Below are 26,258 nucleotides of genomic sequence, written 5' to 3' on the forward strand. Positions count from 1 at the left end.
GTCGATCTTCGCCCACTGAGCAGGAGTAAGCCGGATAGAGCGCTGTTCTAGGCGTTCGCCGGGTGACTTGGGCGGTCGGCCCATCTTCGGTTTAGTAGGTTCCATGGCCGGATTGTACACCCACTTATCGGGTCACAAAAAGCGCTTGCAATCACCTACATATTGAATCACAATAAGTACCAACAAAAGCATCGGTGCTTCGACTTGAAAACGTTACGACTCAAATTGCGCGATGGTCAGGAATGGCTCGACGAAGCGGCCAGGGAAGTCAACATGGTCTGGAACTTCGCCAATGAAACCACGGCCAAGGCCGCGCGCCCGTTCTATGGGAAGCCTAGGTATCTGTCTGGTTTCGATGTCGAGAAGTTGCTGACCGGCGTCCATTCTGAACTGAAGTATTTGCAGGCGAATACGGTTATCCGCATTGCTCATGAACACGCTGATCGACGTTTGCAGTTCCGGAGATCGAAGCTGCGGTGGCGCAGTTCTGGCGGCTCCAAGCGGTCCTTGGGTTGGATTCCGTTCAGGCATCCTCAGGTCAAGTTCGTGAAGGGCGCAATACGCTTCTGCGGGAAGCGATTTCGCGTGTTCGACAGCTATGGCCTGGACAAATACGAACTGAGGTCCGGGGCCTTTTCGCAAAACGCTCTCGGGGAATGGTTCGTCAACATAGCAGTGAAAACAGCGACTAAGGCTCCCGATATGCCCCGGCGCGCAGTTGGCGTCGATCTGGGTCTGAAAGCGTCAGCTACAACGAGTGATGGCCAGATATTGGCCGCTGGTGACTTCTACCGCGGTATCGAGCGGAAGATCGCCGAGGCACAGCGGCGAGGGCATAAGCGCCACGCAAAACGATTGCATCAACGTGCTGCGAACCGCCGTAATGACGCGCTGCACAAGTTCAGTACCGCCATGGTGAACAACTATGGGGCGATTTACGTTGGCGACGTGAGCAGCCTGAAACTCGCAAAAACCAAGATGGCGAAAGCTGTCTTGGACAGCGGGTGGGGGATGCTCAAGACCATGCTGCACTACAAGGGCCATCAGGCCGGCAGTCTGGTTGAAGTCGTAAACGAGAGGTTCACAACTGTGACTTGCTCTAACTGTGGCCAGCACACCGGCCCCAGGGGTCTAAGGCAGTTGCATGTAAGGGGATGGTTCTGTTCGGCCTGTGAAACCGATCATGACCGAGACATTAATGCGGCCAGAAACATCCTCGCCCGTGGGCTAACGGGTCCGTCAGCGGGAACCAACTTTAAGGAGCAAAAGCATCATGTGCACTGAAAAGAAACCGGCGTCACCCGCCGGGGAAGCCAAATCCCCCGACGCGCGCGAGCCCCTGGGCGCGCAGATTAACGGTAACGACATCGAGAAACTGTTCCTCACATGGTCCGAGTGGACGACTGAACTCGGGGAAGCGATCTCGCGCAAGAACATCGACGGATTCGTGAGCGACTTGCGCGCCCTTCTTCGTGAGGCGGGGAGCGGGAAATGAGCAACGAACTCACACCGAATCGACCATCGCCGGAAGGTCGCATGCTCGGAGGGCAATTGGCGCGTCTCACCGACAAGGCCGAGATTGAAGCTCGCGCCAAGTTTCCGAATCATAAGGCCCGCTGCAAGAGTTGCGCATTCATAGCAGGCACTGTGCCGAACGGATGCTTGCCGACCGTCATGGACGCTCTGAAATGCGTCGTCGATGGCACACCTTTCCATTGCCATCAGGAATTCGACGACAAGGGTATCCCGACCGACCTGTGCGCGGGATGGTCCATTGCTTCAATGGCTGCGGATTCCAAGTTGCGTGAGCGCATGCAGCCAATTGTTGACGATTGGGAGTTGAGTTGCATCTACGACGAATCGACCGTTCTTTCCAAGGACCAGACGACATGAGTGACAACCAGAGGTTAATCGACATGCTGCAGTACTGGGAAAAGGAACCTTGCCTGCCGGGTCCTGCGGCTACGTGTCGCGAAGCGCGAGTCGTGATCGAGCAGCAAGCCGCCAAGATAGCCGAATTCGAGCGCATCCTCGACGGCCTACCGCAAGACGCGATCGACGGAGGCTGGACGGCGCGAGGCATCAGCGCATATGCGAAGAAGCTCGAAGAACGGATCGCCGCCCTCGAATCCGCTGCAAAGTCGGAGCCGGTGGCAGAGTTTGAATGGCCGAAGCTACCGGGATTTCCGGCTCCTTCGATGTACTCGCCGCAAAACGGAGCAGGTCTTTTCACTGATCATCAAATGCAGGGCTACGCGAACGCCTACGGCGAAGCAGTCCGCGCCGCTCTTGAGAAGGTAGGCGGGCGGGATGCGGAGCGGGTGACGGTGACGCCAGCGATGGTGAAGGCCGCTATGCCATGGCTCACGGGGTTGCAACACATGCGCAAGACGGACAAAGAATCGCACGTCGAAGAGGCGATTAAAGCCGCCCTGTCTCAACAGGAGTTGAAATAATGGTCGTCCCACATCGAATCATTCGCCCGCGCATCGTTATTCAAGCTGGCCACTATCAGGTCAAAAACTGGAAATTGTCTAAGCCATCTTCAGGTGTGAGGCTAACTCTGGACGAAGGCTGGTCCTTTAGAAAGGCACACATATGGTGTGTCGAGCGCAACGATGCTGCCAAGGCTACGCGTTCCCTGTCACAGAAAGCGGGAGAGCAGGATGACTGACCTCTACCTATTCGCCCTATCCCTAGGAATATCCTGGCTATGGGTGTACGTGGCGCAAAGGGATTTCTTTGAGGGGGCGGCATGAAACCGTATGCGATCACGATGAGCGTCACGGCCGTAGTTATGGCTGAAAACGAACAACACGCGCGGATCGTCGCTGAACGTGACAAGCGCGAGATATTCGGCGACGTCTATGGCGACCAGATCAAGTATTCGCCGGCCACGGAAATGACGTGCGAGGCTGACCTTGAAAAAGTTGGCTGGGATGACCTTTGCATTCCCTACGGCGGCGACGGCAACACACGCCTGAGTGACATTCTCGCCGCGGTCGAATCTGAGCCAGAGCGGGACACGCGGACGATAGACATGTTTCAGGAGCAGGCAGGATGAGCAAACAACTACTATTCAGCGCTCTAATAGGCATCCCAACGAGTTTGATTCTGGCCACGACCCGCTGGGCTGCCGACAGCCACTGGTGGATTCTATGGGCATCCGTGGGGGCCGTTCACATCGCGATCATTGCGGACGAGATCAGGCCTGATGCAACAAAACGCGCAATCGGATTCGCGGCCGCATGGCTGCTATTCGGCGTTGGCCACGTAGTCAGTCGACCGATGCTCTGGTGGGATTGGCCGGTCTACCCGATGTTTAACTGGCTGATGTGCGCCTCGACCGATCTTCAGGACTGGGGTGGCGCCGGGCCATGGGAGGAATTCAATCGTGCACTGGATTAAATCAACGCTAATGGCCTGGTCATTCCGGCGAGGCTATTGGTTCCAGCCATTCTTCGACGGCAGGGACGACGGCATCGACTGGATGACGTGGTGCGGCGGCGGCCCACTCGATAACGAGGTGGCGCAGTGAACCACACCACCAACCACCGTACCTTCAACGAGACCTACGACTCATACCGCAAAGCGCTCACTCCCACGTCGCAACAGGTAGCCGGGTTATGCGCGTCGTTCGCCCAGATGATGGCTGACGACTCGCGCGACAAGGTATCCGTGGGACTGTCTGCGGCGGGGATTGCGGTTGTCAGGGAGCCGAGGAAATGACGGACATTAACCAGTGCGATGGCTGCCGCGTCGGAGCCCCACTGAGCGATAGAGGAAACCACATCATGCCGGACGGCGGATATATGGGATGCACCAAGGATCGGTATGCGAAATCAGACCTGCCAGAAGTGAAATCTGAACTGCGCTGGTGTCTCGAGAACGGATCGTACGGTCCGCGTACCGGCGCAGCGCTTCAGTGGGCGCTTTCGATGATTGAGGCGATGGAAGAACAGGGGGTAAAAGCGTGAAGGCTCAATTCAAAGCGGAAATCCCCAAAGACATCCAGATGACAATGACGCTCAGCATGACCTTGGGCGAATGGACCGAGATCGCTGAGCACTTGACCGACACGCGTCACTATCGGCCGGATGGGAAGTTGCTCGACGCAATTCGGACGATGACCCGCAAGGCGTCGCAGCATTTTGACGAGACGACGGAGCAATCATGAGCACGAGCTACATCATCTTCTGCGACGTCTACGACGACCCCATATGGGGGCCGCAGTTTATCGAGCACCTGAACTCTGGACTGGTGAGGGTTTTCAGGAACCGACTTCGCAAGGCGGTCTTTGAGTATGTCGGATGCCCAGCCATCAAGTTCGATCTTGATGCGGTTCGCAAGCGATACCCGGTTTGCAAGTACGCAGACGCGAACGAGTCGCCAATCTCGTACGGGCATAGGCGCGCGCCATTACCGGATAGGAAGTCAGAGGAGGTGAGGGCATGAAGGTTAGCGAACTGAGCGGCGTAGTGCTGGACTATTGGGTTGCGCGGGCCGAAGGCATGAGCCACGAGGCGGCGACATTCGCCGTGCCGGCGCATGCCTACTCGACTGAATGGGCCTATGGTGGGCCGATTATCGAGCGCGATCAGATATTTATCCAGCCGCCTAGCGAAGTGCATTATAACGGCGGACCTAACCATGGCTGGCGTCGATATGACCATTGGCGCGCAACGGTTTCCGCTCGCACGCGCACGCTGCCGCCGAATGAAATGGGTATCGGTGGCGTCGGCCGCGGCGCCGGCGAGACACCGCTGATCGCCGCGATGCGTGCGAAGGTAGCGAGTCACTACGGCGATGACGTGCCAGAAGCGGAGAAGCAGGCGGCATGACGGAAGCGCTGGAGAGGATTTTGACAACTACGCGACGCGATTGGTTTGGGAGGGAGTGAAAGATGAAAATGCGACTTGGTGACTGGCTGGCAAGCCAATTTACACCGGCTCCGGCCATCAGGACGGCTCGCCTGTGGATCAAGCAGGGCAAGATTTACCCCGCGCCGACGAAGGTAGGGCGAGCCTATTACGTTGAGCAAAACGCAATATTCAACGACGGCACGATACGGCCTCGCCTGGCTAACCGCATCCCCCGATAATGGCAGCGCGTCCACGAATCCGCAGGCGGGCAAACTGGCCCGCCAACATGCATGAGCCTCGCCCAGGATACTACACTTGGCGCGATCCGCGAGACGGGAAGACGCATATCCTGGGGCGTATCGACCTCGCTCAAGCCATCTATGAGGCTCAGGAAGCTAACGCTATTGTAGAGAGCGGGAAGGCCACAAAGACTCTCGCCCAGCGTCTGACGGAGGAACACAAGACAATTGCGGACTTGATCGAGAAGATGCCGAAGGACGGCAAGCCGAGCACCGTTTCCGCCCGTAAGTATTACGACGAGGCGATCAAGAAGGAGATCGGCACCAAGGACTGTCGCGCGCTCACGGTCAAGGATGTATCCGACATCGTCGAGGCGATCAAGGACCGCGGAAAAATGCGCTGGGCTCAGGCCGTCCGTAGTCGTCTGATTCAGATTTGCGCCAAGGGAGTGGCGCTCGGATGGATGGAAAAGAACGTCGCCGAGATTACCGAGACCATGAAGGTCAAGGTGCAGCGAAAACGCCTAACGCTTGCGGAGTTCAAGGCGATTCTCGACAAGGCACCACAGGTGGCGGAATGGCTGCCGAATGCCATGCTTCTTGCACTGGTTTCCGGTCAGGACCGCTCAACCGTGGCGCGATGGGAGAGGGATTCGATTGTTGGTGACGTCGCTGTCGTGCGGCGGTCGAAGACGGAGGTTCGCATCGCCATACCGCTGAAGCTTTACATGGATGCGATCAATATGTCGCTCGCCGATGTTATCAAGCTCTGCACATCAACCGGCATCGAGAGCAAGTACCTGATTCATCACCACCGCAAGCACGTCCACGTCTATCGCGGATCGCATGTGAAGATCGGCAGCGTATCGCAGGCGTTTGCTGATGCTCGCGAGCTCGCTGGCATCGCTGGCGCGAACGCGCCGACCTTCCATGAAATCCGAAGCCTGACGAAGCGCCTTTATCTTGAACAGGGCGGCGTTGACACCAAGGCATTGCTCGGACACAGCGACGATCAGACCGCAAATCTCTACGCGAATTCGCGCGGGCTTGAGCCCATCAAGGTCAAAGTCGACTGAGGTGGAACGTGTCGTATTTTGAACGAGTTCTGATCAACCTTTAAACTCGCTAAGCCAGCACGGGCTTTGCAGGCCTGCGATCTCTGTTGCAACGACATGTACCACGCGCTGGCCAACGCAAGCAGGGCCGCCGTGAGCGGCAAGCCGAGCTCGCGCGCATGTGTCGCGACGGCGAACCATCCGCCGTAGATCGCGACGATCAGTACCCATGTCGGCCATTGCGTGCGCCATGTCCAGGTCGTTGCGAGGCTGGCGATTGTTTCGCGCTGTGTGTCGTCGAGGTAGATCGCCATCGGAGGAATCGGTCGAATGTACGTTTCGAGCGATCCTACCGGGCAACACGCGGCGCCAGAACCATTTTGTTCAGGATTGCATTGCGCCAAAACGGGCAAGGGTTGACGAGAAAGGCCAAGCAGTACCGCAGCGCCGCCGTCGGTATCAGAACTTATGCGTCATCCCGACGATGACACTGCGCGCGTAAGCCCCCGGCTCGACCGCGATGCCCGAATACTGCGTACCGTCCAGCGTGTAATGCGCCCGATTGCGGTTCTCGATGAGCCCGGCAGCGGTGTACAGGATCGTCGATTTCGACAGATAGTATTCGTAGATCAGGCCGAGCTGCTGCGCGTTGTTGCCTGGCCCGTCCGGTCGTGCGCACGGCAGCCGGCGTTGTTGTTTAGGCGCTGTCGCCGGGAATACGGCTCGGACTTGGGCATTCGCGTCACGGCATTATGCGGTCGCCGTTTTCGCTGCTCATTGCAGGCAACGCATACCAGCTATGAATTTCATGGCGCGTTGCGGCGTTGCGGCGTTGCGACCCAGCAGTCCGTACACGCTTTTCTGCCGCGATTCGTCCGCCGTCCCCTTCACCTCGACGTCACCCGCGCACATCAGGAATGCGGCATGCGGCACGATCGTAATTTCGTCAAAGGAGACACGAAATGCAGATCGCGACGAAGACGCGGCCGATGCTTGCCGTATTGGTGCTTTCACTCGCCGGCTGTGCAACAGGCGGAATGCAGGGAGCGGCCCAACCGCATCTCAGCGCCGCGCAATGCCGCGACCTGACCGCGCTCCGCAATAAGGCGCCGGCCACGCACGAGCGCAGCATGAGTGAGCTCGCGGCGCTGCGCACAGCGGGCTATCACCCTGAATGGCGCTTCGATCCTTATTATCCGGCGGATCTGGAGGCGGCCCAGCGTCAGGTAAACATCTGGTATCAGACAGAATGCACGCAGGCACAACCCGGCTGAATGCCCGAGAGGCGTCGGGCGCAATGAGAACGGCTATCGCGCCCGCTTCATTGCATGGATGGATACGGCTTGGGAGTACGGCTTGGCTGCGACCGGTCACGAAAAAGATAGGTAAGTCATCGTCTCGTCCGCGCCTGCGCGAAAACCAGCGTGACTGCCCACAGCAGGAGCGCCGCCATGCTGACTGCAAAGCCAAGCATGCACACGCCGGCCCAACCGGCACGCGCATATATGTAGGTGGAAGCGGCCCCGCCCAGACCGCTTCCCGCCGAATAGAAAAGCATGTAGCAACCGACCAGACGGCTTTGCGCTTCAGGCCGAAGCCTGAAAATCATGCTCTGGTTGATCACATGAACCGCCTGGCCGCCGATGTCGAGCAACACGATGCCCGCGAGCAACGCAAGCATGCTGTGCTGCATGAAGCCAATCGGTATCCATGACGCGAGCAGACAGACCAGCGCGGCCCCGGTAGTCCACTGTCCAAGGCCACGATCGGCCAGACGTCCGGCTCTGGGTGCCGCCAACGCTCCGATCGCGCCAACCAGCCCGAAGGCGCCGATCTGCGTGTGCGACATGGAGAACGGCGGTGCGCTGAGCGGTAACACGAGAGCGCTCCAGAAGATACTGAACGCGCCGAACATGAGCAGCCCAATCGTGCCGCGGACCTGTAGAACGCGTTCCGACGCGAACAGGGTGAGCATCGAGCGGAGCAATTGCGGGTAGGTCAGTTTGACGGAGTGCATGCGCGGCGCCGGTAACGAAATGCACAGCACGATCAGCATGACTATCGTCAACAGCCCTGAAATCAGATAAACGGACCGCCACCCGAGCAGGTCGGTGACGAGGCCCGCGAAGGAGCGCGCCATCAGCAGGCCGATCACCACCCCGCTTTGTGCTGCGCCGACCACCCGGCCGCGCTCCGATTCGTGTGCAAGCGCTGCGGCGTATGCAATGAGTCCTTGCGTCATCGCCGTGCCGAGCATCCCGACTCCAAGCATGCCGATGCCCAGTGTGAGCGGGGAGCTCACGAACCCCGTCATCGTCAAAGCGGCGGCCAGCAGTATCAGTTGTACGCAAATCAAGCGTTTGCGGTTCACGAGATCGCCGAGCGGCACGAGAAACAGCAAGGCCAACGCGCAACCCAGCTGTGTGGCGGTGATCACTGCGCCGACCGCTGCCTGACCGATGCCAAAGTCCGCCGCAATCGCGTCGAGCAGCGGTTGTGCGTAGTAGACGTTGGCGACGCTCATCGCGCAACACACTGACAGAAGCAAAACCAGCGCTGTGGGTATGGTGTGCCGCGTCTGAACTGCACGCGACCCGATCGGCTCCGTCGCAACGGACGATGTGCATCCAGAATCCATATGTTGCCCTTCCGCGAACTCGGTTGAGTAGTTGCAAAATAAAACTACATGAAGTGTATTCATGGATGTTTTAAAATGCAACTAGTTCAAAGGCGTGTCGCACTCGCAGCTTCAACGGCGAATATTCCGATTCAACAGGAGGTGGTGCAGATGGCTGTGCGTAAGAGTCTTGCGGATTCATCATGTCCCGTCGCACGAGCACTTGATATCGTGGGCGACCGGTGGGCATTGCTGATCGTACGCGATGCATTCGACGGCGTGCGCCGCTTCGGGCAGTTCCAGGAAAACCTCGAGATTGCCCGCAATATACTGACGGACCGTTTGCGGCGTCTCGTCGAAGCGGGCGTGCTGGAAGTAATTCCCGCGTCGGACGGCTCCGCCTATCAGGAGTACATCCTGACGCCCAAGGGCGAAGCGCTGTTCCCGGTGATCGTCACGTTGCGTCAGTGGGGCGAAGCCAACCTGTTTCGACGCGGCGAAAAGCGCTCGCAGCTACTCGACCGTACGAGCGGAAAACCCGTGCCGAAGCTGACACTACGCGGCCAGGGCGGAGAGATGCTCGCGCCGGCTGATACGTTCGTCAAGAAGGTCGCAGTTCGGATGTAGTGCGGGCGCCAGCTTCGTAGCGACAGGTGACGCCTGGTCGAACGTAGTCCGGCTGTAGCGGTGCTGATTGCCTGTCGTCGCTCAGCGCGGTGTTACGCGTCGCAGAAAATCGAGCGTCAATGCGGCGATCTCGTCACTCGCTTCCTCGAGCGCGAAGTGTCCCGCATCCAGCACGTGCACTTCGGCATCGGCAACGTCGCGCTGGTAAGCGTGCGCGCCCGACACTGTGAACGACGGATCGTACTTGCCCCACGTTACGAGCGTCGGCGGCCGATGTTCGCGCAACCAGGCTTGCCAGCGCGGATACGATTCCAGATTCGTGCGGTAGTCGTAGAACAGGTCCGTCTGGATTGCTGCCTGTCCGGCACGCGCCAGAAAATGTTGCTCGTCGCGCCAGTTGTCCGGATCGTAGCGCTGCGGATCGGGACTCGTGCCCACGTGGCGCAGTTTTAACGCGTCCGGTGACGCCAGATTGGCCCGCAAGCGTTCTTCATACTGGGCGCGGTCTTTCCAGAATGCCTTGCGCGTTTCCCACAACGGTCCCAACCCTTCTTCATGTGCGACCGCATTCTGAATCACGATTCCCGCCACTTTTTCCGGCCGCGCCATCGCAAGACGGAATCCGACTGGGCCGCCGTAGTCGGCCATGAAGAGCACATAGCGATCGAGCTTCAACGCGTCGGTGAAGCGTTCGATGGTTTGCGCGAGATGGTCGAACGTGTACGCGTAACGATCCGGCGCGGGCGCCTCGCTGTTGCCGAAACCCGGATAGTCCGGCGCGACCAGATGAAACTCCGGCGCGAGAAAAGGCATCAGCGGTTCGTACATCCGCGAGGACGACGGAAAGCCGTGCAGCAGCAAAACCGTCGGCGCGTCTTTCCGTCCGGCCTCGCGATAGAAGATATCGACGCCGTCCACGTTGACGGTCGGGTAGCGGAAGGTAGAGCGGGTTGCGTCCATGATCGATTCCTCGAGTCGGAAGATGCGGTTAGGCAGTTTCAGCGCCGATGCTTGCCCGCAGGCGGCGCGGGTGCTGGCGATTGTGCCGGTGCGGGGGTCTGCACGACGTGCAGCACGCCGGCCGCCAGTGCGAACGCAGCGGCGGCGAGGCATACGCCCGTCCAGTGGCCGTGCGCCCACGCAGGGCCGGCCAGCAGCGCACCGATTGCGCTGCCGACAAAAAACAGTCCGGTAAAAAGGCCGTTTACGCGGCCGCGTGCATGCGGATTCAGCAGGTTGACCGCGCGGCGCCCCAACGCCTGATCGCCGATCACGCCGAGATCGAGCAGCAGCGCCGCGACGATCAGCAGCGTTAGCGAAGCGGCGGGCGGCAGGCCGTCGCTGCCGCCGAGCAGCGCGATGCCGGTCGCGAGCACGACGATCGCGTGGAAGACGATCGTGGTTTGCCGGTCGAAACCACGGTCGCCGAGGCGTCCGGCGATCGGCGCGATGATCGTGCTGCCGGCGCCGGCCAGCGCGAACAGGCCGATGCCGGTGTGGCCGAATCGCAGCGGCGCGCTGGCGAGCTTTAACGCGACACTGGTCCAGAACAGGTTGAATGACACCATCAGCAGGCCTTGATAGAGCGCGCGGCGCCGCAGTACTGGCTCGTCGCGGATCAGATGCAGGAGCGAGCCGATCAGCGCGGCATACGAGCCGCGGTGCACCGGACGCCGCTCGGGCACATGCGTCCAGAGCCACGCGGTCATCGCGGCGAGCGCGGCGGCATCCATCGCGTAATAGCTACGCCATCCGAACGCGCCGGCGATCAGGCTCGCCGCCGGCCGGGACAGCAGCACGCCGAGCATGAGCCCGCTCATCACGTCGCCGACCACGCGGCCGCGATCCGCCTCCGGCGCCTGCGAAGCGACCACCGGCACGAGCATCTGGATGGCGCTCGACGTCAGGCCGACGAAGAACGACGCAACCAGAAACGCGACCGGTTCGCGCGCGGCGGCGATCACTGCTAGCGACATCACCTGCGCGCCGAGTGTCGCGATGATGAGCGGCCGGTTGGGCAACAGATCGACGAGCGGCACCATCAGCAAAAGGCCAGCGGAATAGCCGGTCAGCGTCAGCATCGTCACCAGATTGGCCCACGCGCCGAGTCCAACAGACGTGGCAAGATCGTTGACCAATCCTTGGGACGCGTAAAGACCGAGTACCGCGATGCCGACGGCAATCGCATAGGGGCGCGTCGAAATGCGCGACGCTGTGGCGACGGCGGCGGGACTCAGTTCGCTCTCTGGCATGTGCGTGCACTCCTGAAAAACCATGCGTTGCATCCTACTCGCGTCTGTCTGATAGATAATCGGTGCGTAAATTGACTCTTTCTCCTTAAAAAATGGATAGTGGATCGTTACGCGACCTCGAAACCTTTGTCGCTATTGCGGAAGAGGGCAATCTGACCGCCGCGGCACGACGCCTCGACAAGTCGTTGCAGGCGGTGAGCCGCTCGCTGCGGGTGCTCGAACGCGAGGCGGGCACGCTGCTCGTCGCGCGCACCACGCGCACATGCCGGCTCACCACCGCGGGCGAGAAGTTCTATACGCGGATCAAGCAGGTGCTCGGCGATCTTGCGATGGCGCGCGCGGAACTCGCCGACTACGCGACGACCGTGTCCGGGCGTTTGCGCATCTGCGGTCCGACACTGTTCGGTCCGCGCTACATCGCGCCGCTGCTGGCGGCGTTTCTGGCGCGCTATCCCGAACTCACGGCATCGCTGGATCTTTCCGAGGACTACGACGATCCGGCGACAAGCCGAGCCGACGTCACCATCCGTATCGGCGAGACGCCCGACTCGAATCTGATTGCGCGGCGGCTCGGCACTATCCGCCGCGTGACATTCGCGTCGCCTGCGTATCTGGAAGCGCGAGGGCGTCCGCTGCGGCCAGTGGATCTCAGGCAGCACGACTGCGTGGTGCGCTCGGCGCTACCGGATGCGTCGCTCTGGCGTTACCGCAGCAAACGCGGCGAGGAGGAGTCGGTGCAGGTGCGCGGCCGCTTCGAAAGCAACAGCACGGCGGCCCTGAACGATGCGGTGGCCAGCGGTCTCGGCATCGGTCGGGCGGCGTACTGGCAGATCGGTGAACTCGAGCAGCAGCGCCGCGTGGAACTTGTCCTGAGCGACTACGAACTCTCTCCGCTGCCGTTACAGGCACTATGGCTACCGACGCGGCGTCTGCCGGCGCGCACGCGTCTGTTCGTGGAATTTCTGGCGGCGCGGCTCGAAAACGTCGCGCTGTAGTACGGCGGGCGGTCGGGCCGATCAGCGGCGCGCGTTCTGCAACGCCTCGCCGGGACGCAGGATAAAAAGACGACGCAGTGCCTTTTCAGTTGCAATGTTGCAATGTTAATGGCGCGCGTTTGCATCGCGAACACGTTCTTGGCTGTCGGCGCGCGCGGCTCCTCGTTCGGCGTCGAGCCGATATCACGGCGTGTTCAGGATTGCATCTTCGTCGCGATGAGTAAGCGCACTGCGAGGACGTTGCAGACCTTCGACGTCTCCACAAAAATCGACGACAATGTTCGTAACCAACGACTGCGAATCGTGCTCCGCGTGCGAAAACGCCGCTCAACTGAAAGGCAACATGAGAAGACTGCTAGTTGCTGCGCTTGCAGCCACCTCTTTCGCGACTTGCGTTCATGCGCAAAGCAACGAGTCCGGCCCGCTCGATACGCCCTCGGGCAACCTGCAATTCGTGCGCGTCGACCGCGATTTCACGGCGATGCTCGACAAGGAGGTTTTCGATCGTTTCAGCGCGAACACGCTCACGCATTTCGACGACATGGGCCGCGCAAACGACACAATCGCGCGCGCGCTCGTGCAAACCGATTCCGGTCCGGTGCTATACGACTTTCGCCACCGCCCGCCGCTTGTTCAGCGCGTTGGCATGCGCATCACAGTCAGGCGCGTATTCTGGCAGGGCGATGAAGTCGTGATGCAAGGCTCGCAAGGCTGGTTCGGATTCAAGCGCGGCGTGCTGACGAAGTTGCAGTCGTCCACGACGACATACCATTGAATAACTCCATGCCGAGGGCACGCTCGCGCGTGTGCTGCGAGGAGCCATCCGCGACGCGGCACGCGTGATCGAGCAAATCTTCGGCAGAGCCGCTGCCATTGTTCGCATCGAGACCGCTGTTCAGAACTAGCCAGCCGTCTTTTTCCGCAGACGGGCCCGCGCCCGTCACGAGGATGGTTTGCATCGCCATTGCGTCGGAGCCGGGGTTGTCGTGCGAAACCAGGTGGAACGGATCGCTCGCTCCGGTCAGCGCGGTGACTCGCATGATCCGGTAACGGTTGCCGTTAAGCGTGTCCCAATGCCACTCGCCGGGCGCGTCTTTCGCGTGGCTGGCGAGTGCGTCGCTGATATCGCGGCGCATGCAATCGATATGAATGTGCAACTGGTTTTGCGAGCGGCGGAATTGCGAATTGATTTCCAGGCCTAACTGATTGTCGGGCAATGTCCGCTTGACCGAGCGATTCACGTAGCTGCGCGCGGCCCACGCATCGGACCAGTAGCTCGGCGCTTGCGGCGCGAGCACGAGCGGGCTTTCGATGCCGCTAATACGATCCGTCGGAATCAGCAGATACTGCGAGCGTCCAACGATGTCTTTCAGGATTGCATAGCGTTTGTCGAGATCCACCAACGTGCATTGGCCAGGCGTGCCGGTCGCCTGTTGCGACGGCACACAGCGCATGTTGACGATCTTCCACAACGCGTTTGAATCGACGGCTGCGAGGCGCGCGCATCCGGCAGCGGCAAGCGCGATGCCGACTGCCGCTATGACCCGCCGGAAGTAACTTGCGCGCTTATGCGATGGTCCGTGGTCATCGGGTTCCGAGAGTGAAAGCGCGTTTTCGGGCGTTGTTATCGGCGCGTGAGCGTGAGCATGAGCACGAGCATGAGCCAGGGCATTTTCCATCGGCATGTTTATCTGGTTTAAAGCACGGGCGGCGGCAATTGACCGAGCACCTGTTCGAACGCCACGCCGATCGCGAGCAGGCGCCTGTCGCTGCCGAGCGGTCCATCCAGTTCGAGACCGACCGGCAAACCCTGTGCGCTTATTCCCGCGGGCAACGACAGTCCCGGAATGCCGGACGTGCTGGCCGGATCGGTGTTGTGCAGGAACGCCTCCATCGTGTCAACAGGCGGCGCGCCGTCAATCGATACCGTCGACGAACCGCTAATCTCGTCGATTGGCACGGCGGCAAGCCGTGTGGTCGGAAATAGCAGTGCATCGAGACGTTCGTCGGTGAAAGTGGTGGCGATGTAGGCCTGCAACAGCGGCCGCCAGTGATTGAGCGCCGCCTCATAGTGCGAGTCGAGGGAGCCCGCGAGCACCTCGTCATAGATTGCGCGCACATCGGGACTCGCGATGCGGGCCGCCAGTTCGCCGACCGTCTGCACCGGCGCCTGGTTCGCGGCGAGCCACGCGTTCACATCGCCGAGCGCTTCGTGGATAGCAATCGGGCCGCCGACCATGCCGTTAAGCCGATCGAGTTCGCTCATCGCCACCGGCACGAAAACCACGCCCGCTGCTTCGAGCCGTTTGAGCGCGGCGCGCGCGACGTCCTCGACCTGGCGCTCCAGCCCCTCCCACAGCGGCGCCGGCAAGCCAACGCGCAAGCCGTTCAGCGCGACGGTGGGCAGTGGACCTGCACCGGTAATCACGCCGTCGAGCAGCGCGATATCGGCAGCACTGCGCGCCATCGGCCCGACCGTATCGCGCGTATGGCTGATCGGCACGACGGCGTCCGGATCGTGATAGCGCCGCTCGGCGCCACCGTTGCCGACCGACGGACGAAAGCCCGCGGTGCCGGTCAACGCGGCGGGAATGCGCGTCGAGCCGCCGGTGTCCGTGCCGAGGCCCGCGGGGACGATGCGTGCGGCAATCGCCACCGCCGTGCCGCCCGACGAGCCGCCAGGAATCAGCGTGGGATCGTACGGGTTACGCACCGGACGCGCATGCGTCGCGAAATTCGTACTCGTGATGCCGAACGCGAGTTCGTGCATGTTCGCTTTGCCGAGAATAATCGCACCCGCGTCGAGGAGCCGTTGCACCGAACGCGCATTGGTCTTTGGCACGAAGCCTTCGAGAGCCGGCGTGCCCGCCGAGGTTTGCAGTCCCACGGTATTGATGTTGTCTTTCACGACGATCGGCAGCCCCGCAAGCGGCAGTTGCGCCCGGGCTGCGGCGGGCAGCGCGTCGATGCGTCGCCCGGCCGCGAGTGCGCCGTCGAGGTCGATCACGGTCAGTGCGTTGAGCGTTTCGAGCGCCGCCGCGCGCGCGAGTAATGTCGCGATGTAGTCGGTTGCCTTGAGCCGGCCCGACTGGATCGCGGCGACGGCTTCGGTTGCGCTCAACGCGAGCTGTTCATCGACGGTCCATGTCATGGACGTACTCCTTATCGTTCAGTGTCCGTTCGGCGCGAACGTTTGATGGAGCGCAGCGCGAATCGCGCAAGCGCAGGCACGAGCCGCGGACGCAGCAGCCGCGCGTCGTAGCCGCTCATGCGGCGTTCGTTTTGCGCGAGACATAGCTCGATGAGCTCGGGCGTTTCGAGCCCCTTGCCGATCACGCTGCTGTTCGCCGGCAGAAAGTTGGAGTCGCGCGCGACGCCGTTTGCGTCGATGCCCTTTGCGATCGCCAGACGTTCCCAGATCAGCACCGCCCAGATCGCGGTCACCCGCAAACGCGTGCCACGGCCTGCGCGATAGCGGCATGGTATGTCGATGCCACGCGACCCAGTTGATGAAAAACAGAATGTGGCGCGCCTCTTCCTGAATTGCGGGCTCGAACGTTTTGACGACGGCTTCGGGAAAATAGCCCGACTGCCGCGCGGCGCGAAAGAGGCCGAACGCGAAGAAACTGTCGATGCACTCGCTGTAGCCGGTGCGCATCTATGCCCATTCGGGATCGCGCGGCGGGGGATAGTGCGGCTCGGCGCGATCTCGATACCGTATGCGGCAATCAGTTTGGCGAGCACGCGTTTGTGACGGGCCTCTTCGTCGCCGTCCATCGTGATGGCTTCGCGCAGCAGCGGGTCGCTCAATTGCGCAGCGTAGGTGTGAACGTTGATCGATGCGCGGCCTTCGGTTTGCACGGCGATGTCCCAGATCGGTAGCGAGCAGAGCCGCTCCAGCGCATCCGGCGATAGCGCCGGCCAGTCGACCACGGCGGGTTTGTAGGGATCGTGAGTCTCGAGCAGCATGCGGCAGAACATGTGCTTGTGCGCGTCGGAGCCGATCTTCACGCGGGCAGTGCCGGTGAATGTCCAGCGGCGCAGGCTGTGGTCTTCGGCTACATCTGTCAATGTGTCGGACATGGCATGCATACAGAGAGCGAACTCGAAGTGTCGCCTATTCTGTCACATTGCCCCGAAATACGGCGCCAGCGGTGCACGGGCGCAGGCGCTCGATCGTCAGTGCCGGTGTCACTGCTGATTATCGACCCACATGCGTCCCCAGCGAAACGCGTAGGCGAGCGCGTGTTCTTCGTCGAAAAAATAGTCGAGCGCATCGAAGCAATACGCCTGGCTACGGCTCGCGCTGGCTTTTTCGATGGTCAGGTTGGCGGCGAACAGCCCATTGGGCAAACGTTGCACCGTCGGTGCGACTTCGTAGCCCTTGTAGCGGAAATGTGAATTCATAGTCGTGGCAGTGAAGATGCCCGCGTCAGTTGCAAGAAGCCGGTGCATATGACGCCACGCATTGGTGTTTGCGTTGACATCAGGCGGCGGATGAGTCGGCGGGCAGGCTCAAGCGTAGGCCGCACTGAAGGGGCCCGTGAACCAATCATTCTTCGCCAAGCAAATCAGCGGATATCCGGAACGCTTGTCGGAAGATCGGGTAACGGCGTGTTTGCCGGTTCGGACACACTATCGCGCCTGGAGCGCGATGGGTCTGTTATGTGGCGCACGGTTCGTGCGAGCGTGAGCGCCCCGGGTCCGCGAATGCGGCCGGGGGTGCCGTAGAAGAGGGCTTAAACCGCGTGCAGCAGACGCGCCGGTTGCGCGTGCTGGATCGAATTGCCCGATGCGTTCGGGCTCGTGGCGCGATGCGCATTGAAGGCAAGGGCGAATTGCGCGGCTTGCTGGCCGACGATGGCGAGCTGGTCGACGACCTTGGCGTCGGAACAGGTGTCCACACTGTCGAAGCGCGTTTCGAGCGTGTTGATGCCGGCGCCGAACGGCGTCGGCCAGCCGCGCAACGCGTGAACGATCGAGCGCAGCGAAGTCAGCACCGAACCCGCGGCCTGCCAGCCATAGGCGGTGACGATGCAGCCGACCGCGCGGCCATCCAGATACGGGCGCTCGTCGGCGCGTAGTTCTTCGAGCGTGTCGAGCGCATTCTTCACGAGACCGGAGACGCCGCCGTGATAGCCCGGCGTCGCGATGATCAGCGCGTCGGCGTGGCGCACGGCTTCGATCAGTTCGAGCTGTTCGTCGGTGCGTTCGCTGTGCTCCGGCGCGTAGTGCGGCAGGCAATGCAGGAACGTGCCGCCGAACAGCCGGGTGTTCGCACCGGCCGCCTCGGCGCCGCGCAACGCGAAGCCGAGCGCGCGTTCGGTCGACGAGGCTGCGCGCGTCGTGCCGCCAATACCGACAACGAGCGGCCGGCGATGATGATCGAAACTGGTCAACGAAATGCTCCTTCGGTAGCGGCTCGCGCGCTCTCGCGCGAGTCCGCGCTGAGGCGGCCGGTCGAACCGGACTTTGAAGCACCATCTTAATGAGCGCGGCGCCCGGCACGAAGCGACTTTTTGTTCTAACCATATAACCGCGAGGTGTGAGCGCCCGGCAGCGCACACGCCGCCCACATGTGATTGTTTGCACGTGACCATGCCCGATAAGCATATGGCGAACAATTGTTTTGGAGCACGAGGGCTGGCCGCTATGATCGAAGCGTCTCCTCCATGACACTCCTTGACATGGGACTCGGCCTCGCCACGTTGGTGGCGAGGCTTTTTTTTCGCCGGTCTGGCGCGAAGTGTAGACACGTGCGTTCACGATCCGGCCGTTTATCGCGTGCTACGATGGTCCGCGACACCATAGCGGCGAGGTCTAGCAGGCAAATGGCAACTCTTTATGACACGCTCGGCGTGCCCATGCACGCCACCGGAGAAGAAATCAAGCGCGCTTATCGCAAGGCCGCGATGAAATGGCATCCCGACCGCAGTGTGGGCGCCGAAGAAGTTGCGCGCGCCACCTTCCAGGAGATCAGGGACGCCTATGCGATCCTCTCCGACGCCGAACAGCGCAAGGTGTACGACGCCGTCTACGCGGAGCAGATGCGGGAATGGGAAGCACAGCGCGCGCGCCGTGAAGAGGCGCAAGCAAAGCGCGAAGCGGCGGCACGCGCAGCGGACGAGGCGGCCTACGCCACGATGGTCGCGCTCGCAATGCGTTTCGCCGACGCGGGCCATAACCGCGATGTGCTGTTCGGCGTGCTGCTCGGTCGCGAGTGCGAGCCGCGGCGTGCTGCGCAGATCGCGGACAGCGTGGCGGCGTTGCAGGCGTCGCGGCGTGACGCCGCTGCGAGCGCAACTGCTAGTGCGGCCGCGAGCGCCGAAGCGAGCGCCGATGAATCGTCTGAACCGGCAACGGCGGGCGCCGGCAAAGAGGAAACTGGTGATCCCGGTGCGCATGCCGCTCGCGCAAATCACGGCAAACGCGACGAAGCCCGCAGCCAAGCGACTACTGCGGGCGGCTTGGGCGGGCTGTGGTTCCAGTTCCTCAACGGGCTCAAGTTCTGACTACCCGGCTTCGCTCGTCCTTTTCAGGGGCATTCCAGGTGCAATTCCGGTAGCGCGCGGAATAAAGACATCGTAGTGTCACGGGGGCGCAAGACTCAGCGGGCACAATCGCACATACAAGATACGAAAAACAGAGTACGGGGTAAGCGTGACCAAGAAATATAAAGTGCTGTTTCTCTGCCGCGAGAATTCAGCACGCAGCATCATGGCAGAAGCTTTGTTGCGGGAACTGGCTGGGCACCGGTTCGAGGCATTCAGCGCAGGGCCGGAACCGGCGTTGCGGGTACATCCATTCGCGGTGGCACAATTGCGGCCCGGCGTTTCGGACCTCGGCGTGCTATGCCCAAAAAGCTGGCTCGAATTCACCGGCGAATGGGCGCCGCGCATGGATCTCGTCATTGCGCTCGACGAAAGCGTCGCGGCTTCGCATACGCCCGTCTTTCCGGGAGATCCTGAACTCGCCGCCTGGCATTTAGCCGATCCGCTCGCCGACGACGTATGCGACCCGGAACGCATTCGTCTATTCGAAAAGGTTTTCTGGCAAATCGTGCGTCAGTTGAGCGCTTTTATCGAAGCGCCGCAAGATGCGCTGCCCGCGCGAACGACGCCGGTCCGCGGCGCGCGCACTCGCGCACCGGCCAGTTTGCCCAACGTGTGATGTGCCGCGATAGCGCGGCGCTTGCCGCTCAGTGGTCGTTCGAGCGCGCGAGCGGACTGCCTGCAAACGGATCGTTTTTCCAGTCGACGCGCTTTTTCGGCTGCGGCGTGGGCGCCGGCGGAGCCGATAATTCAAAATGGTCGATTGATTGGCCTGCGCTGATTGCCTGCTTGAGCCATTGAGGCATTTCGCCCTGGCCGTCCCAGCTATCTCCGGTCGCGCTACGGTAGCGTGCATTCTTTTGCGCGGCCGGTTCGGATGCCAGTAGGGCGGCAAGGTCTTCCGGTTTGATGCCAAACTCTTCCATGCGATGGCGGAGATACGCAATCATGCTATCTCGCTTCCTTTCGTCCATAAGATATTAGTCCTTCTAAAGCGTCCAGCGTTCTGTCAAATGCAGATTGCGAGGAAAACCCGCGAGAGCTTCGAGTCCATTTAAATGGCGCCGGTCCGCGGTGAGGTTATTGATCGAAATTGGAAAAAACGATGATGACGATGCACTGACTTCGGGCGGCTGGTCTCACGTCCACGCGCCGTCTTGCGACGGCGTTTCGCGCGGGGGGCCCTTTCTTGTGGTTATGGCAGCATCATAACGCACTGCGAGCCCAATGCACGCACCGTTTCAACTGATTTTGTCGCATTTGAACACCGCGCGGAGAGTGTCCGCTCCGCCCCCGGTATCGTTTGCCGGTTTGCGCTCGCCAGTTTGAATTCCTTCGCGCCCGAACTATAAAAGAAATATCGGAGAGAACAATCCGTATTTTCCAGCCACAGGCGCCTGGTCCGGATCGTGGAAAGCGTATCGGGCGCTGGCCTCGGCGTGGGCGACTCGTCGCTGGCTGCATTCGACGGGTCGATGCAGCAGGCCCGCGTCAATATTGGCTCTTCCGTCGGCCCTGATTGGGCCAGCTGACACATTTACACGGATAGATTCTCAGGAGGGACGATACTGCTGCGCCGGATTCAAGGAGTCTGGACATGAAACTACGTTTATTGATGGCAGTCGTCAGCGCCGTTCTTTTTCTGGCGCCCCGGGCCGCGAGCGCCGACGACATGACGACTCAACCGGGCGCAGGCACATCCGCCGGTCACAGGCTGATGCAGCATGCCAATGAATCGGCACAGGCAACGACCGATATGCCGCTGAGCGAACCCGCGGGAACAACCTCGCAGTCGGTGCAGAACGTCTCTTATGGCGGAACGGCGGCCGGGCGGTCTGAAGCGGGAGGCCGGCAAAATATGCATTGCTCCAATGGATGGCAATGCAGGATTTACTTCGGCCAGTGACGCAGCGGTGTCGCCGAGGCGGTGCGCCGGAGCCGCACCGCCTCACGGTTCTCTCACGCTAGCGCCGTGTGTGCCGTGCAGTCCTCGGTGCCTTCCACGATGTGGCTCACCATTGCCTCGACCCCTGGCCCTTGCATTGCAGCGCGCTCCCCGAAACGGCGGAACTCGTCCAGCAGCGAGCGCCACGACGCGTGCCACCGCGTTTCCTTGATGCATGCTCCCGACGGATCGGCGATTCGCAGTACGCCGTTGTCCGGATAGAAAGTGAGGGTCACCGGCATGCCGTCGATCACGCAAGTCGCGGTGCAGGGGCGGGCGCTAACCATGTTCAATGTCCTTTGATAGAGCGATGAGTGCACTGGATACTGTCCGCGCTTGCAGCAAGCACTATGCCCAACGCTTTCGCAGGCGAAACGGGTACTGTGTCCCGCACGCGGCACAGAGTGTTGGAGTCATCGATGTCTCCCGCGAGATAAATACCTTTACAGCACGACTGCTATCGACCTGCCCCGGCTATCGGCGGCCTACGCTCGTGCGCTGCGCGCCGTGATCGCCGAGATATCCACCGCCGCGTGGCAACGGCGCGTTGGTACGGGCGCACATCAACCGCCGCCGCCCGTCACACGCCATACCGTGTTGCCGACGTCATCGGCAATCACAAGACCACCGTCCCGGTCCTGAGCGACGCCCACGGGTGCGCCATAAAGCTCTTTCTGATCCGCCGATGTGAAACCCGTCACAATATCCTTCGGCGCGCCGACCGGCTTGCCGTTCTCGAACGCCACATAAGAGACCACGTAACCGCTCAACGGCGAACGGTCCCAACTGCCGTGCTCGCCGATGAACGCGCCGCCGCGATACTGCGCCGGCAAATTGTTGCCCGTATAGAACGTCAGGCCCAGCGGCGCGACGTGTGAGCCGATTGCGAAGTCCGGAGGAATCGCCTTGGCTACGAGGTCGGGACGCTGCGGCTGCGCACGTGGATCGACATGCTGGCCGTAGTAACTATACGGCCAGCCGTAAAACGCATTTTCCTTCACCGATGTCAGATAGTCGGGCACGAGATCCGCACCGATTTCATCGCGCTCGTTCGCGATTACCCATAGTTGTCCCGTCTTCGGTTCCCACTGCAGTCCAGTCGGATTGCGAATGCCCGCGGCGTAAATGCGGCTCGCGCCCGTGGCTGTATCGACTTCGAGCACGTCCGCGCGCCGGTACTCGACATCCAGGCCGTTCTCGCCGACATTGCTGTTCGAACCGACGCCCACGTACAGCTTCTTGCCGTCGCGACTCGCGAGCAAGGATTTGGTCCAGTGATGGTTGATCGTATCTGGCAGATCGGCAAGCTCGACGCCGCGCTCGTTGATCCTCGTTTCGCCGGTCTTATACGGAAACTTCAGGATTGCGTCGGTATCGGCGATGTAAAGCGTGTCGCCGACTAGTTGCATGCCGAACGGGGAATGCAGGTTCTCAATGAACACATGCCGCTCCCATTCGCCGTTGCCATTAGCAGGTTTTCTCAGCAGCGTGATCCGATTCGCGCCTTCTGCCTTCTTTCCCGATTTGCTTTCGATGAGCCCGGCGACGAGCTGCTTCGGCGTCGTCACGGCCTCTTCGTTCGGACTATTGGATTCGGCCACGAGAATGTCGCCATTGGGAAGCGTATAGACCTGACGGGGATGCACAAGCCCTGAGGCAATCTTCTCTATCTTCAGACCGTCGGCCACCTTGGGTGTTGCGCCGTCCTTCCATCCCACGTGTTCTGGAACCTGCATTGGCGGTGCGAAGAAATTGCGTGCCTCCGGCATTGGCGGGTTCGCTCCTGCCTGATGCGCGGCGTCATACTGTGCCTGTTCGTTGCATCCACTCATCAGCGCCAGAACGGCAACCGTGAGCGCGCTCCCGGCGATGAACTTACTCATGAGCCACCTCCGCGAGATTGAGTCTGTTTACCGCCATCGCGACGTGAGCGATGCTCAGCAGCACGACCGTGATCACCGAAAGAATCACGTTGTCCGGGACCATTGCATATGCATCGCGGCTATGCACGAATGCATTGATGACTGCCGCGACGATTGCGAGCAGATTGAGCCAGAAGTCCACTCTCTCGATACGCGACACCGCGCGGCGCCGCTGCAACCATACGTGAGCGAGATTGAGCAGGCGTGGAATGATGGCGATGATGAGACCGGCCGTGACAAGCCACGCGGCGCCTTTGCCCCAGAACACGTTGCGCGTGCTCATATAAGTGATGTCGAAGATCAAGGTGCCGACGAACAATCCATACGGAATGGGGTTCAGCAGTTCGAAGATCGCCGGTGTGATCCTGGAGGGATGTCTGGTAACCGTAGGCGTGGTGGACATGGCTTTGCCTTTCGATGTCGTAGCCGATGCAGATTCTCTGCATTGCGCGTGCCTGAATCCTTCGTTTAGCTGTCAGAACAGGCGGTTTGAGTGCAGGCATATGCACTGCTGCGACAAGGAGTGCCATGCTGGCTGTATGGCAATAACAGACAAGGAGCAAAGATGAAACGGCTCATAGGCGCACTATTGCTGCTTACGCCATTGGCCTTTGGCGTAGCAGGCTGCAAAAAGGCTCACAATGCCGGCAACGACAGCATGAGCGCAGGCGGCAGCAAGATAGAGGCTTCGGCACCGGCAACGGGGAACGGCGCCCGCGCGATACGTCGTGAATAGTGCGGTATTCGTTGTCGGCATGGTAGTAATATTTGCACAGCGAGATCTCGCCGCTGCGGTGTGCAACTCACTTGCGCGGACTTCCCTTTTTTCGTTCACGCGATGGCTCGCCCGTGTCGACAGGAGTAAACGGTGCCTGGAATCGACTGACCAGGAAATCGATAAAAGCTCTTGCGCGGGCCGTTTGATTCTTTTGCCGTGGATAGTAGACAAACAGGTCGGCAGAAGGAAGAACAGTATTCGGCAATACGAGATGCAGCCGGCCGCTCTGCACATACTTCGACAGATCCCATTCGGAGCGGATCAGGATTCCGTGGCCATCGAGCGCCCAGCGAAGCACGATATCGCCGTCGTTGCTCGAAAGGGCGCCTTTTACTTTGATTGCCTCGATATGGTCATTCACGATGTAGCGCCACACGCCGTACGCGTCGTCGTTCTGGCGGTGAATGATGCACCGATGCTGAGCCAGCTCTTCAACGCGCTGCGGCGACCCGTATTTTTCGAGGTACTTCGGCGACGCGCAGAGGAACCGGCGATTGCTCATGATGCGCCGCGCGCTCAGGCGGCTGTCGGGCAACTCGCCGAATCTGATCGCCATATCGAACGCGCCCTCGACCAGGTCCACCGGGCGATCGGTCACTTCGAACTGAACTTCGACGCTCGGAAATCGCTTGGCGAACTCGGAAACCAGTGGCGCAATCGTGGTCCTGCCGAAGCCAAGCGTGGCATTGATGCGCAATAAACCCTGCGGATCGCGATTCGCGCCGGAAATCGCTTCCTCCATCTCGCGCACCTGTCCGACGATTTGCGTTGCATATCGCAAATAGGTCTCGCCCTCCGGGGTGAGACTGACGCTGCGAGTGGTTCGATTGACGAGGCGTACTCCAAGCCGCTGCTCGATCACACCAAGTCGCTTCGTTGCGGCCGGCGCGGACAGGTCCAGTGCGCGCGCGGCACCGGACAGGCTGCGGAGCTTCGCCAGAAGAATGAAGAACTGGAAATCAGTGGCGGTTTGCGTTTCAGTATTCACTAAACGTGAAAAATGAAATGAACAGAAGTGCAGTTTAGCAGCAATCTTCGCAGTTAAGCTACGTCTCACATTGCGGCCGGCGCGTCGCAATACGCCTTCGAAACCCTGGAGACAGTGCTGTGAGAATCGTTGAAATCCGCGAAAAGACCGTGCCTATCAGTTCCCCGATACGCAATGCCTATATTGACTTCAGCAAGATGACGCTGAGTCTCGTCGCCGTCGTTACAGACGTGATCCGCGACGGCAAGCCGGTAGTCGGCTACGGCTTCAACTCGAATGGCCGATACGGGCCGGGCAAATTGATGCGTGAACGCTTTATCCCCCGCATTCTTGAAGCCGATCCTGCATCGCTCGTCAACGACGCGGGCGATAACCTCGACCCGCACAAGATCTGGGCGACGATGTTCACGAACGAAAAGCCGGGTGGTCATGGCGAGCGTTCGGTCGCTATCGGCACGATCGACATGGCCGTATGGGATGCGGTGGCCAAGATCGAAGGCAAGCCGTTGTTCCAGTTGCTTGCCGATCGCTACGGCAACGGTCAGCCCGACCGCAAGATCTTCGTGTACGCCGCGGGCGGCTATTACTACCCCGGCCAGGATCACGCGAAGCTGAAAGACGAGATGCGTAGCTATATCGATCGCGGCTATACGGTAGTGAAAAAGAAGATCGGCGGTGCGTCGCTCGACGAAGATCTGCGACGCATCGACTCGATTCTTGGCGTGCTGCAAGACGGCCAGAAACTCGCCGTGGATGCGAATGGCCGCTTCGACCTCGATACGGCGATCCAGTATGCCAAGGCGCTCTCGCAATACGACCTGTTCTGGTACGAAGAGCCGGGCGACCCGCTCGACTTCGAACTGCAAGCCACGTTGCGCAATTACTACGATAAGCCAATGGCGACGGGCGAAGACCTGTTCTCGATGCAGGACGCACGCAATCTGATTCGTTATGGCGGCATGCGCCCGGACCGTGACTGGCTGCAATTCGACTGCGCATTGAGCTACGGGTTGGTGGAATATCTGCGCACGCTCGACATGCTTCGCCAGCACGGCTGGTCGCCGAGCCGTTGCATTCCGCACGGCGGGCATCAGATGTCGCTGAATATCGCTGCCGGCCTTGGACTCGGCGGCAACGAGTCCTACCCCGATCTGTTTCAGCCGTACGGCGGATTTCCCGATGGCGTCAAAGTCGAGAACGGCTATATCACCATGCCGGATCTTCCCGGCATCGGCTTCGAGGGTAAGTCGGATCTCATCGCCGAAATGAAGAAGCTTTCCGCATAAACCAGAAAACAGCGGCAAAGGTTTGCACCGGCGTTCGCGCCGGTGCCGCGCATAAAAAAAGCAATACACGCGAAATATAGCCGCGCTTGGCCACTGCAACGCATTCGCCATGAGCGCCCGCCGTTTCCACAGAAGACGCCA

General features: G+C 60.7%; 34 protein-coding genes and 2 pseudogenes. 22 read left to right on the plus strand and 14 right to left on the minus strand.

Annotated elements, in window-relative coordinates:
* Window positions 1-204: 204 nt before the first annotated feature.
* The 14 genes from F759_RS37120 (at window position 205) to F759_RS0101680 (ending at window position 6,177) form a co-directional block, all read left to right on the plus strand.
* Window positions 205-1,284: an RNA-guided endonuclease InsQ/TnpB family protein gene (locus tag F759_RS37120; protein WP_051377082.1), complete on the plus strand. Its 1,080-nt coding sequence runs from the start codon at window positions 205-207 to the stop codon at window positions 1,282-1,284.
* Entirely contained in the window at window positions 1,274-1,495 is a 222-nt protein-coding gene (locus F759_RS0101620; protein WP_027798292.1) for a hypothetical protein, read from the plus strand. Before F759_RS37120 ends, F759_RS0101620 begins: the two co-directional genes overlap by 11 nt.
* Window positions 1,492-1,893 carry a hypothetical protein gene (locus F759_RS0101625; protein ID WP_036023320.1) on the plus strand — a complete coding sequence of 134 codons (402 nt, stop codon included), beginning with the start codon at window positions 1,492-1,494 and terminating at the stop codon, window positions 1,891-1,893. Before F759_RS0101620 ends, F759_RS0101625 begins: the two co-directional genes overlap by 4 nt.
* Complete coding sequence (locus F759_RS0101630) at window positions 1,890-2,456, plus strand: hypothetical protein (protein WP_036023322.1); 567 nt, start codon at window positions 1,890-1,892, stop codon at window positions 2,454-2,456. Before F759_RS0101625 ends, F759_RS0101630 begins: the two co-directional genes overlap by 4 nt.
* 299 nt (window positions 2,457-2,755) lie before the next feature.
* Window positions 2,756-3,064: a hypothetical protein gene (locus F759_RS0101635; RefSeq protein WP_027798295.1), complete on the plus strand. Its 309-nt coding sequence runs from the start codon at window positions 2,756-2,758 to the stop codon at window positions 3,062-3,064.
* Window positions 3,061-3,408, plus strand: coding sequence for a hypothetical protein (locus tag F759_RS0101640; protein WP_027798296.1), 348 nt, complete (start codon window positions 3,061-3,063; stop codon window positions 3,406-3,408). The genes F759_RS0101635 and F759_RS0101640 overlap by 4 nt, the downstream gene beginning before the upstream one ends.
* Window positions 3,395-3,538 carry a hypothetical protein gene (locus tag F759_RS42785; RefSeq protein ID WP_154670897.1) on the plus strand — a complete coding sequence of 48 codons (144 nt, stop codon included), beginning with the start codon at window positions 3,395-3,397 and terminating at the stop codon, window positions 3,536-3,538. Before F759_RS0101640 ends, F759_RS42785 begins: the two co-directional genes overlap by 14 nt.
* Complete coding sequence (locus tag F759_RS0101650; RefSeq protein WP_027798297.1) at window positions 3,535-3,729, plus strand: hypothetical protein; 195 nt, start codon at window positions 3,535-3,537, stop codon at window positions 3,727-3,729. Before F759_RS42785 ends, F759_RS0101650 begins: the two co-directional genes overlap by 4 nt.
* The gene (locus tag F759_RS0101655; RefSeq protein WP_152530568.1) at window positions 3,726-3,977 is read left to right on the plus strand and encodes a hypothetical protein; all 252 of its coding nucleotides are present in this window, start codon (window positions 3,726-3,728) and stop codon (window positions 3,975-3,977) included. Before F759_RS0101650 ends, F759_RS0101655 begins: the two co-directional genes overlap by 4 nt.
* The gene (locus F759_RS0101660; protein ID WP_027798299.1) at window positions 3,974-4,177 is read left to right on the plus strand and encodes a hypothetical protein; all 204 of its coding nucleotides are present in this window, start codon (window positions 3,974-3,976) and stop codon (window positions 4,175-4,177) included. The genes F759_RS0101655 and F759_RS0101660 overlap by 4 nt, the downstream gene beginning before the upstream one ends.
* Window positions 4,174-4,455 (plus strand): hypothetical protein, encoded by a 282-nt coding sequence (locus F759_RS0101665; protein WP_027798300.1) that lies wholly within the window; start codon window positions 4,174-4,176, stop codon window positions 4,453-4,455. The genes F759_RS0101660 and F759_RS0101665 overlap by 4 nt, the downstream gene beginning before the upstream one ends.
* Window positions 4,452-4,841, plus strand: a complete 390-nt coding sequence (locus tag F759_RS0101670; RefSeq protein ID WP_027798301.1) for a phage protein NinX family protein — start codon at window positions 4,452-4,454, stop codon at window positions 4,839-4,841. The genes F759_RS0101665 and F759_RS0101670 overlap by 4 nt, the downstream gene beginning before the upstream one ends.
* 68 nt (window positions 4,842-4,909) lie before the next feature.
* Complete coding sequence (locus F759_RS0101675) at window positions 4,910-5,101, plus strand: excisionase (protein WP_244438780.1); 192 nt, start codon at window positions 4,910-4,912, stop codon at window positions 5,099-5,101.
* The gene (locus tag F759_RS0101680; RefSeq protein ID WP_084534180.1) at window positions 5,101-6,177 is read left to right on the plus strand and encodes a tyrosine-type recombinase/integrase; all 1,077 of its coding nucleotides are present in this window, start codon (window positions 5,101-5,103) and stop codon (window positions 6,175-6,177) included. The genes F759_RS0101675 and F759_RS0101680 overlap by 1 nt, the downstream gene beginning before the upstream one ends.
* Window positions 6,178-6,263: 86 nt before the next feature.
* Here the strand turns inward: F759_RS0101680 and F759_RS41960 are convergent.
* Window positions 6,264-6,470 (minus strand): annotated as a pseudogene (locus F759_RS41960) (fatty acid desaturase); the annotation flags it as partial.
* Between the two features lie 648 nt (window positions 6,471-7,118).
* On the opposite strand from F759_RS41960, the gene F759_RS0101695 reads away from it, so the two are divergent.
* The gene (locus F759_RS0101695) at window positions 7,119-7,430 is read left to right on the plus strand and encodes a DUF4148 domain-containing protein (protein WP_027798305.1); all 312 of its coding nucleotides are present in this window, start codon (window positions 7,119-7,121) and stop codon (window positions 7,428-7,430) included.
* Between the two features lie 116 nt (window positions 7,431-7,546).
* Here F759_RS0101695 and F759_RS0101700 read toward each other — a convergent pair whose 3' ends face one another.
* Window positions 7,547-8,794 carry an MFS transporter gene (locus F759_RS0101700; protein WP_027798306.1) on the minus strand — a complete coding sequence of 416 codons (1,248 nt, stop codon included), beginning with the start codon at window positions 8,792-8,794 and terminating at the stop codon, window positions 7,547-7,549.
* Between the two features lie 150 nt (window positions 8,795-8,944).
* Here F759_RS0101700 and F759_RS0101705 point away from each other — a divergent pair, with 150 nt between their 5' ends.
* Window positions 8,945-9,400, plus strand: a complete 456-nt coding sequence (locus tag F759_RS0101705; RefSeq protein WP_027798307.1) for a winged helix-turn-helix transcriptional regulator — start codon at window positions 8,945-8,947, stop codon at window positions 9,398-9,400.
* A gap of 81 nt (window positions 9,401-9,481) precedes the next feature.
* Here F759_RS0101705 and F759_RS0101710 read toward each other — a convergent pair whose 3' ends face one another.
* Window positions 9,482-10,360 carry an alpha/beta fold hydrolase gene (locus F759_RS0101710; RefSeq protein ID WP_027798308.1) on the minus strand — a complete coding sequence of 293 codons (879 nt, stop codon included), beginning with the start codon at window positions 10,358-10,360 and terminating at the stop codon, window positions 9,482-9,484.
* 38 nt (window positions 10,361-10,398) lie between these two features.
* Complete coding sequence (locus F759_RS0101715) at window positions 10,399-11,652, minus strand: MFS transporter (RefSeq protein WP_027798309.1); 1,254 nt, start codon at window positions 11,650-11,652, stop codon at window positions 10,399-10,401.
* 92 nt (window positions 11,653-11,744) lie between these two features.
* On the opposite strand from F759_RS0101715, the gene F759_RS0101720 reads away from it, so the two are divergent.
* Together F759_RS0101720 and F759_RS0101725 are read left to right on the plus strand one after the other, a co-directional pair.
* The gene (locus tag F759_RS0101720) at window positions 11,745-12,647 is read left to right on the plus strand and encodes a LysR family transcriptional regulator (protein ID WP_027798310.1); all 903 of its coding nucleotides are present in this window, start codon (window positions 11,745-11,747) and stop codon (window positions 12,645-12,647) included.
* A gap of 343 nt (window positions 12,648-12,990) precedes the next feature.
* A complete protein-coding gene (locus F759_RS0101725; protein ID WP_027798311.1) occupies window positions 12,991-13,422 on the plus strand; it encodes a hypothetical protein in 432 nt (143 codons plus the stop codon).
* On the opposite strand, the gene F759_RS37125 is transcribed toward F759_RS0101725, so the two are convergent.
* From F759_RS37125 to F759_RS0101750, 5 genes and pseudogenes are all read right to left on the minus strand, one after another.
* The gene (locus tag F759_RS37125; protein ID WP_084534181.1) at window positions 13,370-14,332 is read right to left on the minus strand and encodes a CDP-diacylglycerol diphosphatase; all 963 of its coding nucleotides are present in this window, start codon (window positions 14,330-14,332) and stop codon (window positions 13,370-13,372) included. The genes F759_RS0101725 and F759_RS37125 overlap by 53 nt on opposite strands.
* An 11-nt stretch (window positions 14,333-14,343) precedes the next feature.
* Window positions 14,344-15,798 carry an indoleacetamide hydrolase gene (gene iaaH, locus F759_RS0101735; protein WP_027798312.1) on the minus strand — a complete coding sequence of 485 codons (1,455 nt, stop codon included), beginning with the start codon at window positions 15,796-15,798 and terminating at the stop codon, window positions 14,344-14,346.
* An 11-nt stretch (window positions 15,799-15,809) separates the two neighbouring features.
* Window positions 15,810-16,730: pseudogene (locus tag F759_RS37130) on the minus strand (ferritin-like domain-containing protein).
* 108 nt (window positions 16,731-16,838) lie between these two features.
* A complete protein-coding gene (locus F759_RS0101745) occupies window positions 16,839-17,054 on the minus strand; it encodes a hypothetical protein (RefSeq protein ID WP_027798313.1) in 216 nt (71 codons plus the stop codon).
* Window positions 17,055-17,386: 332 nt separating this feature from the next.
* Entirely contained in the window at window positions 17,387-18,046 is a 660-nt protein-coding gene (locus F759_RS0101750) for an NADPH-dependent FMN reductase (RefSeq protein ID WP_027798314.1), read from the minus strand.
* A gap of 432 nt (window positions 18,047-18,478) precedes the next feature.
* Here F759_RS0101750 and F759_RS0101755 point away from each other — a divergent pair, with 432 nt between their 5' ends.
* Window positions 18,479-19,159, plus strand: a complete 681-nt coding sequence (locus tag F759_RS0101755) for a J domain-containing protein (protein WP_027798315.1) — start codon at window positions 18,479-18,481, stop codon at window positions 19,157-19,159.
* A gap of 148 nt (window positions 19,160-19,307) precedes the next feature.
* Window positions 19,308-19,817, plus strand: a complete 510-nt coding sequence (locus tag F759_RS0101760) for an arsenate reductase ArsC (protein ID WP_027798316.1) — start codon at window positions 19,308-19,310, stop codon at window positions 19,815-19,817.
* Between the two features lie 28 nt (window positions 19,818-19,845).
* Here F759_RS0101760 and F759_RS0101765 read toward each other — a convergent pair whose 3' ends face one another.
* On the minus strand, window positions 19,846-20,172 hold the full coding sequence (locus F759_RS0101765) for an H-NS histone family protein (RefSeq protein WP_027798317.1): 327 nt from the start codon (window positions 20,170-20,172) through the stop codon (window positions 19,846-19,848).
* 623 nt (window positions 20,173-20,795) lie between these two features.
* Between F759_RS0101765 and F759_RS0101770 the strand changes: the two genes are divergently transcribed.
* The gene (locus tag F759_RS0101770; RefSeq protein WP_027798318.1) at window positions 20,796-21,104 is read left to right on the plus strand and encodes a hypothetical protein; all 309 of its coding nucleotides are present in this window, start codon (window positions 20,796-20,798) and stop codon (window positions 21,102-21,104) included.
* Between the two features lie 53 nt (window positions 21,105-21,157).
* Here F759_RS0101770 and F759_RS0101775 read toward each other — a convergent pair whose 3' ends face one another.
* The 4 genes from F759_RS0101775 to F759_RS0101790 all read right to left on the minus strand — a co-directional run bounded on the left by F759_RS0101775 (window position 21,158) and on the right by F759_RS0101790 (window position 24,831).
* Window positions 21,158-21,430, minus strand: a complete 273-nt coding sequence (locus F759_RS0101775) for a hypothetical protein (RefSeq protein WP_027798319.1) — start codon at window positions 21,428-21,430, stop codon at window positions 21,158-21,160.
* Between the two features lie 276 nt (window positions 21,431-21,706).
* Window positions 21,707-23,026 carry a PQQ-dependent sugar dehydrogenase gene (locus tag F759_RS0101780; RefSeq protein ID WP_027798320.1) on the minus strand — a complete coding sequence of 440 codons (1,320 nt, stop codon included), beginning with the start codon at window positions 23,024-23,026 and terminating at the stop codon, window positions 21,707-21,709.
* The gene (locus F759_RS0101785) at window positions 23,019-23,468 is read right to left on the minus strand and encodes a DUF2231 domain-containing protein (RefSeq protein WP_027798321.1); all 450 of its coding nucleotides are present in this window, start codon (window positions 23,466-23,468) and stop codon (window positions 23,019-23,021) included. Before F759_RS0101785 ends, F759_RS0101780 begins: the two co-directional genes overlap by 8 nt.
* A gap of 400 nt (window positions 23,469-23,868) precedes the next feature.
* Entirely contained in the window at window positions 23,869-24,831 is a 963-nt protein-coding gene (locus F759_RS0101790; RefSeq protein WP_027798322.1) for a LysR family transcriptional regulator, read from the minus strand.
* A 119-nt stretch (window positions 24,832-24,950) separates the two neighbouring features.
* Between F759_RS0101790 and F759_RS0101795 the strand changes: the two genes are divergently transcribed.
* Window positions 24,951-26,117, plus strand: coding sequence for a mandelate racemase/muconate lactonizing enzyme family protein (locus F759_RS0101795; protein WP_027798323.1), 1,167 nt, complete (start codon window positions 24,951-24,953; stop codon window positions 26,115-26,117).
* Window positions 26,118-26,258 lie beyond the last annotated feature (141 nt).

Source organism: Paraburkholderia dilworthii, assembly GCF_000472525.1.
Lineage (GTDB): Bacteria > Pseudomonadota > Gammaproteobacteria > Burkholderiales > Burkholderiaceae > Paraburkholderia > Paraburkholderia dilworthii.

Coding starts and splice junctions, on each gene's coding strand:
- F759_RS0101670 (WP_027798301.1), top strand. CDS start 4,452: ATGAAGGTTAGCGAACTGAGCGGCGTAGTGCTGGACTATTGGGTTGCG.
- F759_RS0101640 (WP_027798296.1), top strand. CDS start 3,061: ATGAGCAAACAACTACTATTCAGCGCTCTAATAGGCATCCCAACGAGT.
- F759_RS0101775 (WP_027798319.1), bottom strand. CDS start 21,430: ATGGTTAGCGCCCGCCCCTGCACCGCGACTTGCGTGATCGACGGCATG.
- F759_RS0101625 (WP_036023320.1), top strand. CDS start 1,492: ATGAGCAACGAACTCACACCGAATCGACCATCGCCGGAAGGTCGCATG.
- F759_RS0101620 (WP_027798292.1), top strand. CDS start 1,274: ATGTGCACTGAAAAGAAACCGGCGTCACCCGCCGGGGAAGCCAAATCC.
- F759_RS0101765 (WP_027798317.1), bottom strand. CDS start 20,172: ATGGACGAAAGGAAGCGAGATAGCATGATTGCGTATCTCCGCCATCGC.
- F759_RS0101785 (WP_027798321.1), bottom strand. CDS start 23,468: ATGTCCACCACGCCTACGGTTACCAGACATCCCTCCAGGATCACACCG.
- F759_RS0101720 (WP_027798310.1), top strand. CDS start 11,745: ATGGATAGTGGATCGTTACGCGACCTCGAAACCTTTGTCGCTATTGCG.
- F759_RS0101770 (WP_027798318.1), top strand. CDS start 20,796: ATGAAACTACGTTTATTGATGGCAGTCGTCAGCGCCGTTCTTTTTCTG.
- iaaH (WP_027798312.1), bottom strand. CDS start 15,798: ATGACATGGACCGTCGATGAACAGCTCGCGTTGAGCGCAACCGAAGCC.
- F759_RS0101780 (WP_027798320.1), bottom strand. CDS start 23,026: ATGAGTAAGTTCATCGCCGGGAGCGCGCTCACGGTTGCCGTTCTGGCG.
- F759_RS0101655 (WP_152530568.1), top strand. CDS start 3,726: ATGACGGACATTAACCAGTGCGATGGCTGCCGCGTCGGAGCCCCACTG.
- F759_RS0101745 (WP_027798313.1), bottom strand. CDS start 17,054: ATGAATTCACATTTCCGCTACAAGGGCTACGAAGTCGCACCGACGGTG.
- F759_RS0101695 (WP_027798305.1), top strand. CDS start 7,119: ATGCAGATCGCGACGAAGACGCGGCCGATGCTTGCCGTATTGGTGCTT.
- F759_RS0101635 (WP_027798295.1), top strand. CDS start 2,756: ATGAAACCGTATGCGATCACGATGAGCGTCACGGCCGTAGTTATGGCT.
- F759_RS0101680 (WP_084534180.1), top strand. CDS start 5,101: ATGGCAGCGCGTCCACGAATCCGCAGGCGGGCAAACTGGCCCGCCAAC.
- F759_RS0101755 (WP_027798315.1), top strand. CDS start 18,479: ATGGCAACTCTTTATGACACGCTCGGCGTGCCCATGCACGCCACCGGA.
- F759_RS0101710 (WP_027798308.1), bottom strand. CDS start 10,360: ATGGACGCAACCCGCTCTACCTTCCGCTACCCGACCGTCAACGTGGAC.
- F759_RS0101700 (WP_027798306.1), bottom strand. CDS start 8,794: ATGGATTCTGGATGCACATCGTCCGTTGCGACGGAGCCGATCGGGTCG.
- F759_RS0101665 (WP_027798300.1), top strand. CDS start 4,174: ATGAGCACGAGCTACATCATCTTCTGCGACGTCTACGACGACCCCATA.
- F759_RS0101705 (WP_027798307.1), top strand. CDS start 8,945: ATGGCTGTGCGTAAGAGTCTTGCGGATTCATCATGTCCCGTCGCACGA.
- F759_RS37125 (WP_084534181.1), bottom strand. CDS start 14,332: ATGCCGATGGAAAATGCCCTGGCTCATGCTCGTGCTCATGCTCACGCT.
- F759_RS0101630 (WP_036023322.1), top strand. CDS start 1,890: ATGAGTGACAACCAGAGGTTAATCGACATGCTGCAGTACTGGGAAAAG.
- F759_RS0101725 (WP_027798311.1), top strand. CDS start 12,991: ATGAGAAGACTGCTAGTTGCTGCGCTTGCAGCCACCTCTTTCGCGACT.
- F759_RS0101715 (WP_027798309.1), bottom strand. CDS start 11,652: ATGCCAGAGAGCGAACTGAGTCCCGCCGCCGTCGCCACAGCGTCGCGC.
- F759_RS0101675 (WP_244438780.1), top strand. CDS start 4,910: ATGCGACTTGGTGACTGGCTGGCAAGCCAATTTACACCGGCTCCGGCC.